The 14,856-nt window shown below is 67.1% G+C and carries 15 protein-coding genes; 9 read left to right on the top strand and 6 right to left on the bottom strand.

The window, feature by feature from the left end; translation table 11 throughout:
• Positions 1-105 precede the first annotated feature (105 nt).
• Positions 106-822, top strand: a complete 717-nt coding sequence (locus IEX41_RS13195; RefSeq protein WP_188790722.1) for an RlmE family RNA methyltransferase — start codon at positions 106-108, stop codon at positions 820-822.
• Positions 823-865: 43 nt separating this feature from the next.
• Here the strand turns inward: IEX41_RS13195 and IEX41_RS13190 are convergent, their stop codons facing one another.
• Positions 866-1,138, bottom strand: coding sequence for a hypothetical protein (locus tag IEX41_RS13190; RefSeq protein ID WP_188790721.1), 273 nt, complete (start codon positions 1,136-1,138; stop codon positions 866-868).
• Between the two features lie 145 nt (positions 1,139-1,283).
• On the opposite strand from IEX41_RS13190, the gene IEX41_RS13185 reads away from it, so the two are divergent.
• The 4 genes from IEX41_RS13185 (at position 1,284) to IEX41_RS13170 (ending at position 5,560) form a co-directional block, all read left to right on the top strand.
• Positions 1,284-1,910, top strand: a complete 627-nt coding sequence (locus IEX41_RS13185) for a GDSL-type esterase/lipase family protein (protein ID WP_188790720.1) — start codon at positions 1,284-1,286, stop codon at positions 1,908-1,910.
• Positions 1,907-2,374, top strand: coding sequence for a lipocalin/fatty-acid binding family protein (locus tag IEX41_RS13180; RefSeq protein WP_188790719.1), 468 nt, complete (start codon positions 1,907-1,909; stop codon positions 2,372-2,374). The genes IEX41_RS13185 and IEX41_RS13180 overlap by 4 nt, the downstream gene beginning before the upstream one ends.
• 180 nt (positions 2,375-2,554) lie before the next feature.
• Positions 2,555-4,264, top strand: a complete 1,710-nt coding sequence (locus IEX41_RS13175; RefSeq protein ID WP_188790718.1) for a CoA-binding protein — start codon at positions 2,555-2,557, stop codon at positions 4,262-4,264.
• Between the two features lie 24 nt (positions 4,265-4,288).
• Positions 4,289-5,560, top strand: a complete 1,272-nt coding sequence (locus IEX41_RS13170) for a glycerate kinase type-2 family protein (protein WP_188790717.1) — start codon at positions 4,289-4,291, stop codon at positions 5,558-5,560.
• Between the two features lie 110 nt (positions 5,561-5,670).
• Here IEX41_RS13170 and IEX41_RS13165 read toward each other — a convergent pair whose 3' ends face one another.
• Complete coding sequence (locus IEX41_RS13165) at positions 5,671-6,291, bottom strand: nucleotidyltransferase family protein (protein WP_188790716.1); 621 nt, start codon at positions 6,289-6,291, stop codon at positions 5,671-5,673.
• A gap of 261 nt (positions 6,292-6,552) precedes the next feature.
• Between IEX41_RS13165 and IEX41_RS13160 the strand changes: the two genes are divergently transcribed.
• Positions 6,553-7,737, top strand: a complete 1,185-nt coding sequence (locus IEX41_RS13160) for a histidine kinase dimerization/phosphoacceptor domain -containing protein (RefSeq protein WP_188790715.1) — start codon at positions 6,553-6,555, stop codon at positions 7,735-7,737.
• On the opposite strand, the gene IEX41_RS13155 is transcribed toward IEX41_RS13160, so the two are convergent.
• The 4 genes from IEX41_RS13155 to IEX41_RS13140 all read right to left on the bottom strand — a co-directional run bounded on the left by IEX41_RS13155 (position 7,694) and on the right by IEX41_RS13140 (position 11,945).
• A complete protein-coding gene (locus IEX41_RS13155; protein WP_188790714.1) occupies positions 7,694-9,025 on the bottom strand; it encodes an HlyC/CorC family transporter in 1,332 nt (443 codons plus the stop codon). The two genes, IEX41_RS13160 and IEX41_RS13155, sit on opposite strands and share 44 nt — an antisense overlap.
• 175 nt (positions 9,026-9,200) lie before the next feature.
• Complete coding sequence (locus tag IEX41_RS13150; protein WP_188790713.1) at positions 9,201-10,133, bottom strand: site-specific tyrosine recombinase XerD; 933 nt, start codon at positions 10,131-10,133, stop codon at positions 9,201-9,203.
• Positions 10,130-11,806, bottom strand: coding sequence for a hypothetical protein (locus IEX41_RS13145; RefSeq protein WP_188790712.1), 1,677 nt, complete (start codon positions 11,804-11,806; stop codon positions 10,130-10,132). The genes IEX41_RS13150 and IEX41_RS13145 overlap by 4 nt, the downstream gene beginning before the upstream one ends.
• A complete protein-coding gene (locus tag IEX41_RS13140; protein ID WP_188790711.1) occupies positions 11,796-11,945 on the bottom strand; it encodes a hypothetical protein in 150 nt (49 codons plus the stop codon). Before IEX41_RS13140 ends, IEX41_RS13145 begins: the two co-directional genes overlap by 11 nt.
• Before the next feature lie 95 nt (positions 11,946-12,040).
• Here IEX41_RS13140 and IEX41_RS13135 point away from each other — a divergent pair, with 95 nt between their 5' ends.
• The 3 genes from IEX41_RS13135 to IEX41_RS13125 all read left to right on the top strand — a co-directional run bounded on the left by IEX41_RS13135 (position 12,041) and on the right by IEX41_RS13125 (position 14,541).
• Positions 12,041-12,625 carry a shikimate kinase gene (locus tag IEX41_RS13135; protein ID WP_188790710.1) on the top strand — a complete coding sequence of 195 codons (585 nt, stop codon included), beginning with the start codon at positions 12,041-12,043 and terminating at the stop codon, positions 12,623-12,625.
• 5 nt (positions 12,626-12,630) lie between these two features.
• Positions 12,631-13,740, top strand: coding sequence for a 3-dehydroquinate synthase (gene aroB / locus IEX41_RS13130; RefSeq protein ID WP_188790709.1), 1,110 nt, complete (start codon positions 12,631-12,633; stop codon positions 13,738-13,740).
• A gap of 258 nt (positions 13,741-13,998) precedes the next feature.
• On the top strand, positions 13,999-14,541 hold the full coding sequence (locus IEX41_RS13125; RefSeq protein WP_188790708.1) for a peroxiredoxin: 543 nt from the start codon (positions 13,999-14,001) through the stop codon (positions 14,539-14,541).
• Positions 14,542-14,856 lie beyond the last annotated feature (315 nt).

Genomic DNA, 14,856 nt, shown 5'->3' with positions numbered 1-14,856 from the left:
CTTGGAGAACGGCGCAAACCCTTGCACTATCGCGCCCCAGCGGGCATTGCAGCCGCGAACACAGGTCGGCGCGAGCGTGCCGGCCCCAAAGGCGGGGACGCAGACATGGCGAAGAAGCCGACGGGAAAGAACACCTCCGGACGCGGGCAGCGCGATCTCAAGGTCAAGGTCAAGACGGCACGGGGGCGGACCACGTCCTCGACCCGCTGGCTGCAGCGGCAGCTGAACGACCCGTATGTGAAGCGCGCCAAGGACGAAGGCTATCGTGGACGCGCGGCGTTCAAGATCCTCGAGCTGGACGAGAAGTTTCGCTTCCTCGTGCCGGGCGCACGGGTGGTGGACCTTGGCTGTGCACCCGGCGGCTGGTGCCAGGTGGCGGTGCCCCGCGTCAACGCGCTGGGCGAGCGGTCCGGCAAGGCGCAGGGCTTTGTCCTCGGGGTGGACCTGCAGGAGGTCATCCCGATCCCCGGCGCCGAGATCCACCAGCTCGATTTCATGGACGAAGGTGCCGATGACAAGGTCAAGGAATGGCTTGGCGGCACCGCGCACGTGGTGATGTCGGACATGGCGGCCTCGTCTTCGGGGCACAAGCAGACGGACCACCTGCGCATCATCTCGCTGTGCGAGGCAGCGGCGGAGCTGGCCTTCGACGTGCTCGAGCCGGGCGGCACCTTTGTCGCCAAGGTGCTTGCGGGCGGGGCAGAGCAGGGGCTTCAGGCCCTTCTCAAGAAGCGCTTCGAAAAGGTCGCCAACGTGAAGCCCCCGGCAAGTCGGGCGGACTCCTCCGAGAAATTCGTGGTCGCAACCGGCTTCCGCGGCTAGGGCTACGGGCAGGATCCTGATCGGTGTTTCAGTCAGGGCGAGATCAGGGCCGTGGCTGCCGCGTCAGCGACGCATGGGCGCTGACCTGAAAGATAACGGAGAAACCGGGCGACAGGGTAGCTTCTTCGATGAAGCCCTCCGTGCCGAGTATCATGTCCTGGTGCAGATAGCGCTGCCGTAACCGCCTGAGCTGCCTTGCCGGTCGCGATGCCACGTGCTCCGGCTCCACGTGTCCGGCAGCCAAGAGGGGCGGCGCGCCGCGCGCCGGCAGGGTGATCAGTGTCGCTGTCGTCGGTGCCGTGCCAACAATCTGCATGATGGTCCTCCTGCGACAGGTATCGGGGCAGAAGGTTTCCAGCCGGTAAACGAAACCCGGGTCGTGGGACATTCTGTCGTTGCGGGCCTTGCGCCCTGCCGCGCGGTGCCGCACCGTCCGGCGACCACTTCCCCGGGAGGAAACGATGAGCGTCATCCTGTGCTACGGCGACAGTAACACCCATGGCACCATGCCCATGACCATCGCCGGCCAATCCCTGCGCCATCCGCGCGGGCAGCGCTGGCCCGATGTCATGGCCCGGCTTCTGGGGCCCGATCACGAGGTCATGAGCGAAGGTCTTCCGGGCCGCACCACCGTGCATGACGACGTGGTCGAGGGAGGCGAGCGCAACGGTATCAAGGTGCTTCCCGCCATCCTGCACAGCCACAAGCCCATCGATCTGCTGATCGTGATGCTGGGCACCAACGACCTCAAGCCGCGCTACGGGGTCACCGCCTACGAGATCGCCCGTTCGGTCGAGCGCATCGTGCTCGCCGCACAGGCCGAGGGCGTGCATCGCCGGACCCTCGTGATAAGCCCCGCGCCAGTGCGCGAAACCGGGACGCTTCGGGATGTCTTTACCGGCGCCGAGAGCCGCCAAACGGGTCTCGAGCGGCATCTGCAGGACGTGGCCGCACGTCACGGAGCGGCATTCCTTGAAGCCGGGGCGCATGTTTGCGTGTCGGACGGGGACGGGGTGCACTGGGAGGTGCCCGAGCATGAGCGCTTCGGCGCGATCATGGCGAACACCGTCCGAGGGATCCTGTCATGAGAAACCGCCTTGCCCTCATGCTGCTGGTTGTCATGCTCGGGGCGTGCAATGCACCGCGCGGTACGCTTCCGGTCTCGCCCATTCCGCTTCGCAATCCGACCTATCCAGTGGCCAGTCAGTCCGACGTGACCGATGCCCGGCTCGCGGGGGACTGGACGGTGATCGAAGGGGCAGGGGTGGCTCCGGGCACGCGGGTGAGGTTCACGGGGGGCAGCCTGTCGTTGGGCGGCGAGGTGTCGCCGCTGTCGCGGCTTGCTCCGGGGCGCTACGATACCGGCGCGCGGCAGCTCTGGGTGCACTGGATCGACGCGGACAACCGCACTGCTGCCGTAGGCGATCCCGCTGGCAGCCAAGTGTGGATCATGGACCGCGGCGGTGCCCCGGGCGAGCGGCTTGGCGCGGCGCGCACCATTCTTGAATGGTACGGCTACGATCTTGCACGGATGGCCGGTAGGTTGCGTTAACGGTTCAACTTTTGCGCGCAGAACTGTCGCAATTCCGCCGATGTTCCGTGCCAACTTCGAGGTTGGTCGGAGCGGTCGGTGGAAAACGCTCGCCCTGACATCATCGCGAGGGCAACTGTTCCCGAGGGGGCCCGCCCCTATATGAGAATTATCAAGCCTTTGATCGGGATGGGATGGCACATGACCAGAGACTTTTCCAGGCTGCTTGGCCCACGGTCCGTCGCCCTTGTCGGACCAGAGGCCTGGTGCCACGACATCATCAGTAACATCCGCTCCATGGGGTATGTCTGGGACATCTGGCCGGTGGTGCCCGGTGCGGGGCACGTGGCAGGGCTGCGTGCATTCGACGACATTGGGCACCTGCCAGCGGGGCCGGACGCGGCCATCATCGGGCTGGCGCAGGGCGCCGCCGTCGAGGCGGTGGCCGGGCTTTCTGCCAAGGGAGCAGGCGGCGCGATCTGCCAGGGCAAGGCGGATGCCGAGGCGCTGGCCGCCGCGGCGGGCGAGATGCCGTTGCTCGGGCCCGATTGCCGGGGCATGATCAACGCGCTGGAACGGCTGCCTCTTTGGAACGGCGCGCACGGGCTACGGCCGGTCAAGCGCGGCGTCGCCATCATCTCGCGCAGTGCCAGTCTTGCCCAGACCCTGTCGATGCATCGGCGCGGCCTGCCCATCGCCTGCATCGCGGTGGCCCATCCCGGGCCGGCGCAGACCCGCATGGCGATGCTCGGCCGCGCGCTTCTCGAGGACCCCCGGGTGACGGCCCTCGGCATCCAGGGCGAGGACCTCGGCAGCCCCGAGATGTTCCTTGAGATGGCCCAGGTTGCAGAACGGCTGGGCAAGTCCATCGTTGTACTGCGGGCCGGTGAAGAAGACGGCGCGGCGGCACTTCTGGCCCGGGCTGGCGCCGCTCGGGTGCGCACGCCCGAGGGCCTGCTCGAAGCGCTCAAGATGCTCCACGTTATGGGTGTCATGCCAGCGCCGCAGATCTCGGCGCTGTCGGTGTCGGGATGCGCCGCCGGGCTGATCCGTGAACTGGGCCAGTCGCGCGGCCTGAGCTTCCCGGCTTTCACCGACCTACAGCTCGAGGCGCTGCGCAGCGATCTTGGGCGCGATGCCGTACTGGCCAATCCGCTGGATGCGCAGCAGGCTGCGGCGCTGCCGGTCGCGCGCATCGCCCGGCTGATCGCCGAGGCGATGTCGGGCCGGGCGGTTTTGACGTTGCTGGTGATCGATCACCCGCGCGCCGATCGCTGCGACAGCGACATCTGGGCGAAGGTCATCGAGGCGGCGATCCTTGCCAAGCAGACCGTCGAGATGCCTCTTGCCGTGGTTTCGGCCTTGCCCGAAGGCATGCCGGAGCCACAGGCCGAGGCGCTTCTGGCCCACCAGCTGATCCCGCTGGCAGGGTTGTCGGCCGCGTTCGAGGCACTTCGGGCCTGTGTCAAGCTGGGCGGTATCCAGCGCCACGCGTCGCCACTGTTCGTGCCGCCGGCTGATACGCCAGCGGTGCCTATGGATGAAGGCCAGGTGAGGGCCATGCTGGCCGGGCAGGGCCTTGATCCGCTGCCTGCGACCGCCAGCGCTGGACCCGAACTGAGGATGCGGCTCTCGCTTGATCGGACCTATGGCTATGTCCTGACGCTGAGCCACGGGCCGGAGCGCAGCATCGCCCTGCTGCCCCTGCGCGGGGGAGAGGCCGAAGTCATGCTGCGATCGTTGGGACTGGGCAAGGAACAGGTTGCATCGGTTGTGCCCGCCCTGCACTCGGTGCAGGATCACGTCATCGCTGAAGGAGGCAAGCCGGGGGAGTTCGAGCTTGTCCTCCGACCGGACGCGGGCAGAGGTGCCCATGCGTCCGGGCCGCGCAACCGCGCGGCCGGGGAGTGAGGACGAAACCAGGGAAGGCACAAGATGGACGAACAGGCATTTCTGACGGGGCTTTACGAGGCCGCAATCGCGGCTGCTGATCCGGAGCTGGCCCTGGCCGAGGCGATGCCGGCAAAGCCGAAGGGGCGCACGGTGGTGATCGGTCTGGGCAAGGGGGCGGCACAGCTGGCCTCGGCCTTCGAGCGGCTCTGGGACGCGCCCGTCGAGGGGGTGGTTGTCACCCGCTACGGCTATGCCACCCCGTGCAAGCATCTGCGCGTGCTTGAAGCGGCGCACCCCGTGCCCGACGCGGCAGGCCTCGAGGCGACCGAAGCGCTGTTCGGCGCGGTTGCGGGGCTGACCGAGGATGACCTGGTGGTGGCGCTTGTCTGTGGTGGCGGTTCGGCCCTGCTGCCGGCACCGCCCGAGGGGCTGACCCTCGAGGATGAGCAGGCGCTGAACCGGGCGCTTCTGGCGTCAGGGGCGCCGATCGGGGTGATGAACGCCATCCGCAAGCACGCAAGCCGCATCAAGGGGGGGCGCCTTGCCGCCGCCTGCGCGCCGGCAAAGGTGGTCAGCCTCGTGGTTTCGGATGTGCCAGGTGACGATCCGGCGCAGGTGGCCTCGGGTCCGACGGTGCCGGACCATGTGGATGCGCGCGCGGCGCTGGCAATGATCGAGGCGTGGAACATTGACGTATCGGACAGGGTGCTGGCGCATATCCGTAGCGAGGCATCAGCCGCACCGGTGCCGGAAGATGCCTGCTTTGCGCGCAACGAGGTAATGGTCGTCGCGTCTGCCCGGCTGTCTCTCGAGGCGGCGGCACGCAAGGCCGATGAGGGCGGAATCCCGGCGGTCATCCTGTCAGATGCCATCGAGGGCGAGGCAAAGGACGTGGGGCTTGTCCACGCCGCCATCGCCCGCGAGGTGGCGAGCCGGGGCCGTCCCGTGCCGGCACCGGTCGTGCTGCTGTCCGGGGGCGAGACCACGGTGACCCTGCGCGGCAGTGGCGGGCGAGGCGGGCGCAACACGGCGTTCCTGCTGTCTTTCCTGCATGCCATCGACGGCCAGCAGGGCATCCATGCCCTGGCGGCCGATACCGACGGTATCGACGGCACCGAGGACAACGCCGGTGCCTTTGCCGACGGAACGATGGCGGCACGGCTGCGCGAGGGCGGCGAGGATGCCATGACCTTGCTGGCCCGCAACGATGCGTGGGGAGCTTTTGACCGCCTGGACGCGCTTTTTGTGCCTGGCCCGTCGGGCACAAACGTCAACGACTTCCGGGCGATCCTCGTGCGACCGGACGGCGCGTGATGCGCCTTTGATCGGTGCCGCTGCGGCGGATCGATCGGGCTGTTGGCGTCTTTGGAAAAGAGTAGAAGGGCAGGGCCACGCTCCGGCCCATTCTGCACCGTTCGCGGTGGTCACTCCGCGGCGTTGCGAGCGGCGCTCCAGGCCTGCCATGCCTCGGGAGTGTCTAGGTCGACGAGCGCCCTTGATCCCGGCAGCGGCACATACCTGACCCGGTGTCGGTTGGCGGCGAGCACCGTGCGGGCGCCCCGGTCTCCCGCAAGGGAGAGGAAGCTTGGGATGCAGTCAGCGGGGAAGAGGACCGGGTGGCCGGGCACACCGTCTTCGCTGGTGGCCTGCTGCACCGTGGGGCACGGCATGCCGAAGAAGGCGTCGATCACGCAAGAGAGGTCTTCGGCCTCGATATCGGGCATGTCCGCGGGCAGGATCATCACCCCATCGTGGCCGGGCGGCAGCATTGCGACGCCGCGGCGCAGGGCCGAGGACATACCCAGATCGGCATCGGCCACTTCCACGATCTGCACGGCAAGGCCGCGCAGCGCCTCGGCGCGGGGGGCGGCGTGGTCACTGGCGGCACCCGGCAGGGCCACGCAGACGTGCTGCGCAGCGGCAAGCGCCAGCCGCGCCTGGCGGCGCAGCAGCGGCTCGCCCGCGACATCCATCAAAAGCTTGTCGGTTCCGCGCATCCGGCGACTGGCACCGGCGGCGGGAATCAGTACGGCTATTCCTCCCATGGGTTATGATTATAGCTCAGCCTGTCTCCGGCGTGGGATTTTTGTTCGCGGGATGCAGGCCCCTCCCGGCCACCAGTGCCGGTTGGCGCGGGGCCGGGCACCGAGGCGCCGGCCTGTGACCGGGAGTGCCCGCGGGGGACGAGCCGGCGCGCAGCCGTTGGAGCTGTGCAGGCAGGCGCTTCCCGTTAGGGCCGTTGTGGATTGACCCCAGGTTGATGTGGGCTATGGTTCCGGGCTCTGCATGGTCTTGGGATAACTGTTATGACGCTGGCGCAGACGCCTGAGAACGAAGACCTCCGACTGGAGGAACTGCGCAGCTTCGGGGTGCTTGATACCCCGCGCGACCCGGACTTCGACGAGGTGGTTGACCTGCTGGCGGTGATGCTGGACGTGCCCGTGGTCCTGATCAGCCTCGTGGACGAGGACCGTCAGTGGTTCCGGGCCCGTCACGGCTTTGAGCCGAGCGAGACGCCGCTTGACCAGGCGATCTGTTCCCACGCCATCCTGAACGACGGGCTGCTGGTGATCGAGGACACCCTTGCCGATGATCGCAGCGCCGACAATCCGCTGTGCTGCGGCGTTCTCGGTGCCATGCGCTTCTATGCCGGCGCCCCTCTGGTCACCCGGGCTGGATATCCCATCGGCACGCTTTGTGTTCTCGACAACAAACCGCGCAAGTTGACCGAGCAGCAAACCCAGCTGCTGACCGTAATGAGCCGCCAGGTGATGCGTCAGCTCGACCTGCAGCGCGCGCTGCGCAACAAGGAGGTGCTGCGCGAAGAGATCGACCATCGGGTCAAGAATTCGCTGCAGACCGTTGCCTCGACCATCCGGCTCTATCGCTCGCGCCTGTCCAATGAAGAGGCGCGCGACGCGCTCGACGCCATCGGGCGGCGGGTCGATTCAATCGCGCAGCTGCATGCAGAGCTTAACCTCACCTCGAAGATGCACCATGTGCGGATTGACAAGTTTCTCGACCGGGTGTCGCATCTGCTTCAGCGCCATGCTGCGGCGGAGATCCGCATCGAGCTCGAGGCGGACGCGCTCGAGGTGGACAGCCGGGTGGCAGCGGCGCTTGGGGTGGTGGCCAATGAGTTCGCCGCGAACACGTCAAAATATGCCGACCCGGTGGACGGGGACGAGCTGATCATCCGCTTCAGGCTGGAACAGATCGGCGACAACCGCATGCGGTTCGAATGCAGCGACAACGGGGCGGCGCGAATTCTGGAAACGCGCACTGACACGCTGGCCTCGACCGCCCTCGGGGGCCGGTTGATGGAGGCGGCGGCCGCCCAGGTGGGGGGCACGCTGGTTCAGGGGCGCGAGCCGTCAGGCTTTGTCCTGCGTGCCGAGATGCCGATCGATCCGGTCTTGGCCGCGCAGGACACCGCGCGCCGGCCGCTTAGCCCGCGAGCGGGGCAAGGGGACGCACGCGCAGCCGAGTGATGCGGTTGTGCTCGCGGGCCATGACCTCGAAACGGAAACCGTGGAAGCTGAAGCGCTGGCCCACGGTGGGGATGGTCTGAGCTTCGTGGATCACGAGCCCGGCGATGGTGTTCGCCTCGTCATCCGGCAGTGCCCATTCCGTGGCCCGGTTGAGATCGCGGATCGTCATCGACCCATCGAGCCAATACCAGCCGTCCTCACCGGCGCTGATCTGGTGTTCGGCTTCGGGGTCGTGTTCGTCGGTGATCTCGCCCACGATCTCTTCGAGGATGTCCTCGAGCGTCAGGAGCCCCTCTAGCGAGCCATACTCATCCACCACCAGGGCGAAGTGGGTGTGCTTGCGCAGGAAGTTCCGCATCTGGTCGGCCAGCGTGGTGGTGTCAGGGACGAAGTAGGGCTTCATCATCACGTCGGTGATGCGGAATTCCTCGAGCGCTTCGGCAGCGCGGTCCCCGGCCTGGTCGATGGTGTCGTACATGGCGCGCATGAGGTCCTTGGCATGGGCCACGCCGATGATGTTTTCCTGCTCGCCGCGGAAGATGGGCAGGCGGGTGTAGTTGCTTTCGAGGCACTGCTTGAGGATCTCGCGGGGGCTCTGGTCGGCATCGATCATCTCGATGTTGGACCGGTGCAGCATGATCTCCTCGATGGTGCGCTCTGCAAGGTCGAGGGCGCCGAGGATGCGGTCGCGGTCTTCCTTCTCCACCACGCCCTCGGAATGCCCGAGGTGCAGCGCGCCGGCGATCTCTTCGCGAACCGCAAGGATCTGGCTGTCAGGGTCGGTGCGCACACCGAAAAGCCGCAGGATGACCCGCACGATGGCACGGATCGCGCCCACGATGGGCGAAAACACGAGGATGATGACGCGAATCGCGCCCGACACCCGCGAGGCGGCGGCCTCGGGGTTGGTGATGGCGTAGGTCTTCGGCAGCACCTCCGCGAAGATCAGCACCAGAAGGGTCATGATGAGCGTTGCCAGCGCCACGCCGCTGTCGCCGAAGAGCGTGGTGAAGAGCGAGGTTGCCAGCGAGGTGGCAAGGATATTGACGAGGTTGTTGCCCAAGAGGACTGAGCCGATCAGCCGCTCGCTGTCCTCGGTGATGTCGAGCGCAGTCTTGGCGCCCTTTGATCCTCGGTCCTGGCTGGCACGCAGCTTGCCGCGCGAGGCAGCGGTCAGCGCGGTTTCCGAGCCCGAGAAGAAGGCAGACATGAGGATCAGCACGAGGATCGCGCCCCCGGTGATGTAGAGGGCGGCGTCTGTCGCGGTGGCGGCGGTGCTGGGGTCCATCGTGTCTTCCTGTGGCGTCTTTGCGCGTGGGTTTAAGTGGTTATGGGGAGGGCGAGGGGCGGGTTCAAGGCCGCCCTCCGGGAATGCTGTGCGGTGCCGAAGGCAGGTCAAGAGTTTCGCAAAACTCTTGCAACGTTCCGTGTGGGACGCCGGCCATCACGGCTGGGGGCGCGTGTCAGTCCCGGGCGAGCGGGTGGTGGTCAAGCACCAGCTCGCGCAGCCGCGCCTCGAGCACGTGGGTGTAGATCTCGGTGGTGGCGACATCCGCGTGGCCGAGGAAGGTCTGGATCGCCCGCAGGTCGGCACCGTTCTCGAGCAGGTGGGTGGCGAAGGCGTGGCGCAGGGTGTGCGGGGTCACCCCGTCCGGCGACACGCCCGCCGCCACCGCGATGTCCTTGATCAGGACGTAAAAGGCATGGCGGGTGAGGTGTCCGGCCTTGCCGCGCGACGGAAAGAGATGCGTCGAGGGGGACCGTGTAGGAGTGCGTATCTGCGCTGCCTCCTGCGCCGCATCGCGCCGAAGTAGCCAAGCCGACAGGGCCTCGCGGGCGGGGGGCGACAGGGGCACCATGCGTTCCTTGCCGCCCTTGCCGCGGATCAGCAACATGCGTGGATCGCCCCTTGCGGCAGACACCGGCAGGGTCACCAGCTCGCTCACCCGCATGCCCGTGGCATAAAGCAGCTGCAGCAGGCAGCCGTTGCGGCGGCGGTCGTCCTCGGTGCGGCCGTGGTTCTCGGCGGCGACCAGAAGCCTGTCGACCTCGGCCACGGACAGGGTCTTGGGCAGGCGTTTGGTCTTGCCCGGGCCGGTGACCTGGATCGCGGGGTTGTCCTCGCGCAGGCCTTCCTCGAAGGCAAAGCGGTAGACCTGCTTGATCGCCGACAGCCGCCGGGCGCGGGTGGCCTTGGCCAGCCCGATGGCCTCGCAATGGATCAGGTAGCGTTCGACGTCTCCGCGCTGCGCGGTGTCGAGCGCCATCCCGTCCTCGGCCAGCCATGAGGTGAAATCGGTCAGGTCACGGGTATAGGCGGCCACGGTATTGCCAGACGCCCCGCGTTCGGCAACTTGCGCCTCGAGGAAAGCACCGATCCAGTTGGCGGCGCTCATCGCAGGGCGCCTTCGGCGTCGAGGAGAAGCAGCTGAAGCGCCGCGCGCCGCGCCGTGTCCTCGAGGCCCACGGAGCGCAGCACCGCCAGCGCGTCGGTGACCTGATCGTAGTTGCCCTCGGCCCCAGTGTCGAACAGAGCCATGGCCCGCAGCACCGCCTCGCCAAGGCGGCCCTGCTGGAGCATCCGCGCCAGCGCCGGGGGCGGGGTAGGATCGCTCCACGCGGCCGAGACGGCGGCGGTCATGGCATCGTCGGGCGGATCTTGCGGGGCCTCTCCGCGTGCCAGCCCGGTCGCCACTTCGAGCCGTTCAGGCAGCACGCCAGTGGCGGCGATTTCCTTCGCGGCAAGTTCGTAATCGGTGCCGAGCAAGGCGGCGTTGCGTGCGATGCCGGCGGCCCGTCCTTCAAGAGGCATATCGGCCAGCGCTTCTCCGAAAAGTTCAGAGAACGGAACCAGCAGGCCAGCGCTGCGCATCTGCGGCCATGCCCGCACAAGGGCCGGGCCGACGCGGTCGGGGCGATTCGTGGCCAGCGCCGATTCCAGAGCCTGCACCGCTGCCACCCGGTCCCAGATGCCGCCCGACGCGGCAGGCCTGCGGTCGGTATATATGCCCAGCAGGCGGTTGGCCGACACGGCACCGCGCGCCGCCAGCCGTTCTGCAGCGATGATCTGCGCCCGCCAGCCGCTGTTGCCGCTCAGATCGGCGGCCGCGAATTCGCGCGGCAGGGGCTGGGTGGGCAACGCTTCGCCCACCGCTTCGAAGAGGCGGAATTGCAGGGGCGTCGGCTGGGCTGGCGGCACCACGGGCGCCGCACCTTCCACGAGATCGGGATCAAGGAAGCGGGTCAGCAGTTCCGCATCACGGTCGGAGAGCTGGCCAAGGGCGTTGGCAGTGCCCATCACCGTGGCGGCGTGATCCCAGTTTCCCATGCGTGCATCACAGTACACGCGGGTGGCCATGTCGTCGGCAAGGGAAGGGCGATCATCCAGCGTCTCGCAGGCCGGTTCCGCCGAGCCCGCCAGAAGCGCAAGGTCGAACCAGCGCGCGAAGATCTCCGGGTTCATCGACCCGTTGGCCCGTTCGGCCAGCGCAAGGCCGGGGTCGATGGCCCCTTCCTCCAGCAGCCGGTCCAGCCGCGCGGCAAGGAAATCGCTGCGCTCTCCGGAGCCGTGTGGTGCGTCGGCTTCGGCCAGAAGCAACGTGAAGAGCAGCGCCGACAGGGCCGGTACCGCAGGTTCGACAGCGCCGATGAGCGGCACGAGGTCGGCGGCCTCACTGCCGCGCCAAAGGTTGCGCGGCAGGCCGGTGACGGACATGGGCAGCAGTCCGACCGCGTCGGGCAGCTGGTCGCCAAGGGTCAGGACCTCGACCGCCGGGCTGGTGCCGGATGAGGCGACGGGCGGCTCATCAAGGCGCGGGAAAGGCAGGACCGGGTAGGGACCGGGCGCACCAACGCGGCCGCCCGGGCGGTTTGCAGGCGCGCTGCCCTGTCCCTGCGGGGGAACAGCGGTCTGCCCCGCGCCCGAGGCCTGTTCGTCCAGCCAGTCGATCACCGACATGGGACGATCCGGATCGCTGCGCGCCGGGCGCTCCTGAGCCATTGCCCCGGTCGCCGCAGCGATCCCGAGGCCAAGCGCGGCTCCGGCAAGAAGGCGGGTCCTAGTTCGCATCGAGCTCCACGGGCTGACGAATCTCGGTCTGGGGCGGCGAGAAGTCAGCCCCGAAGAACGGGCCAACGTAGGCATAGCCCACGAGCGCGATCCCGCCGATGACCAGAAGGATGAACAGCCATTTCAGTAGTGTTCCCATGCGTTTTGTCGTCCTGCCTCGTGCCTTTTTCCGAACTTATACCTAGCCTTTTCGACAAACTCACGTCATTCACGGCCTCAAAGTGAAAATTGGCGATGGATGGCCGAGATACAAGGGTGCAGGATAACAGCGTGCAGGCACTCAAGCTGAAAAAGACCGTGGTTCTCGTCGGAATGATGGGGGCCGGCAAGACGGCGGTGGGCAAGGCGCTCGCGCAGGCGCTGAATGTTCCCTTCCGCGATTCGGACGCCGAGATCGAGATCGCCGCAGCTCGCAGCATTGCCGAGATCTTCGAACGCGACGGAGAGGCGTTCTTTCGCCGCAAGGAAGCCCAGGTGATTTCCCGGCTGCTCGACGGCACGCCGTCGGTGCTGTCCACCGGAGGCGGGGCCTATATGCAAGAGGCCAACCGCACGGCGATCACCGACCGGGGCGTGGCGGTGTGGCTTGATGCGCCGCTGAACGTGCTGTGGAACCGAGTGCGCCACAAGGACACCCGACCCCTGCTGCGCACCGACAACCCCAAGGAAACCCTGCGCGAGATCTATGAAGCCCGGGTGCCGGTCTATGCGCTGGCGGACATCGCCGTGCCGTCCGAGCAGGGCAAGACCGTCGAGGGCATGGCGCAGCGGGTGATTGAGGCGCTCAAGGCCCGCGACGACGTATTGAAAGAGGGATGACTGGCATGACCGGAACCGTTCACGTGGCCCTCGGGGACCGTGCCTACGACGTGCGCATCGGCGCAGGGCTGCTGGCGCAGGCCGGGGCCGAGATCGCGCCGCTGCTGCACCGCAAGCGCGTGGCGATCGTCACCGATGCCACCGTAGCCTCGCATCACCTTGCCACGCTGCAGGGCGCGCTCGAGGCAGAGGGCGTCTCCTCGGAGGCGCTGACCCTTCCGGCGGGCGAATCCACCAAGTGCTGGGCCCAGCTTGAGCGGGTGACCGAATGGCTCCTGGCGCAAAAGGTCGAACGGCGCGATGTGGTCGTGGCCTTGGGTGGCGGCGTGATCGGGGATCTCGTGGGCTTCGCCGCCGCGATCCTGCGGCGCGGCGTGCGCTTTGTCCAAGTGCCGACCTCGCTTCTGGCGCAGGTCGATAGCTCGGTGGGCGGCAAGACGGGGATCAACTCTCCGGCGGGCAAGAACCTTATCGGGGCGTTCCACCAGCCGTCTCTGGTGCTGGCCGACATTGCCGTTCTGGGCACACTCACGCAGCGCGATTTCCTTGCCGGCTACGGCGAGGTGGTGAAATACGGCCTGCTGGGGGACGCAGCATTCTTTGACTGGCTCGAGGCCAATGCCGACGCCATCACCGGGCGCGACCGCGAGGCTCTAACCTATGCCGTCACCCGTTCCGTCGAGATGAAGGCTGACATCGTGGTGCGCGACGAGACCGAGCAGGGCGACCGCGCGCTGCTCAACCTCGGGCACACGTTCTGCCATGCGCTCGAGGCGGCCACGGGCTATTCCGACCGGCTGCTGCACGGGGAGGGGGTGGCCATCGGCTGCACGCTGGCCTTTGAGGTGTCGTCGCGGCTGGGCCTTTGCCCGCAGGAAGACCCGTCCCGCCTGCGCGCCCACCTGTCTCGCATGGGCATGAAGACAGATCTTGCGGACATCCCCGGCGATCTGCCGGATGCCGAAGGTTTGTTCGAGCTCATGGGCCAGGACAAGAAGGTCGTCGACGGCGCCATCGGCTTCATCATGGCACGGGGGATCGGGCAGGCGTTCGTCACCCGCGACGTGCCCCGTGACGTGGTGCTGGACGTCCTGCGCGAGGGGCTCTCTGGCTGACACCTAGAGGCCCAGAGATGCCCCGGGCGTCTTCACGCTGCGACCTTTGCAGGCAGTGGCGGCGGCGAGGCACGTGCTTCGGGCAGCGCGCCGCGATGCGGCAATTTCCCGCGCCATTTCCTGAATCCGGGACTCGACATTTCGGGCATGAGAACTCAAAACCGCCCCGTCCGGGGTGGCCCACCCGCCTCGGGCACACGGGAGGAGGAGCCAGTTCCCGGCTGGCACAAGACAGTGTTTTCGACAGGAGCTAGAGTTATGAAAACCAACGTGAAACTCCCCCAGGTCACCTTCCACACCCGCGTCCGCGACGAGAGCATCGAAGGCCCGAACCCCTTCCGCTGGGAAGACAAGACCACCGATGATTTCTTCGCCGGCAAGCGCGTGATCCTGTTCTCGCTCCCGGGTGCGTTCACCCCGACCTGCTCGACCTACCAGCTGCCGGGCTTCGAGAAGGGCTTCGAGGACTTCAAGGCGCAGGGTATCGACGAGATCTACTGCCTGTCGGTCAACGACAGCTTCGTGATGAACCAATGGGCCAAAGCTCAAGGCATCAAGAACGTGAAGGTGATCCCGGACGGCTCGGGTGAATTCACCCGCAAGATGGGCATGCTGGTCTCCAAGGAAAACCTCGGCTTCGGCGTCCGCTCCTGGCGGTATGCGGCCATCGTCAACAATGGCGTGATCGAGGCATGGTTCGAAGAGCCGGGCCTGGTGGACAACTGCCCCGAGGATCCCTATGGCGAATCCTCGCCCGAGAACCTGATGAAGCACCTCAAGCAGGTTGTCGCCGCCGAGTGATCGGGCTTTGCCCCGGTGGCACGGAGCTGCTGCCCTGAAAAGGGGGCCGCGCCGTCTGCCATGACGGGCAGCAAGAAAAGGAAAACCCCGCCGCGGCCATCGCCCGGCGGGTTTTTTCATTGACGGGGAGGTGCGGAGTTGGTCGCCTTTGGCTCTTTGGCTCTTTGGCTCTTTGGCTCTTTGGCTCTTTGGCTCTTTGGCTCTTTGGCTCTTTGGCTCTTTGGCTCTTTGGCTCTTTGCATCCATATGTGTGCCCCGGTTTCCATGCAGCAGGCCAGCGGAACCTGAAGTCCGGCATCGATGATCCGGTGCGGC

The sequence above is a fragment of the Salipiger pallidus genome (assembly GCF_014643635.1).
In the GTDB taxonomy this organism is placed as follows: Bacteria; Pseudomonadota; Alphaproteobacteria; order Rhodobacterales; family Rhodobacteraceae; genus Salipiger; species Salipiger pallidus.
This window is presented reverse-complemented; position numbering and strand designations above follow the sequence as displayed.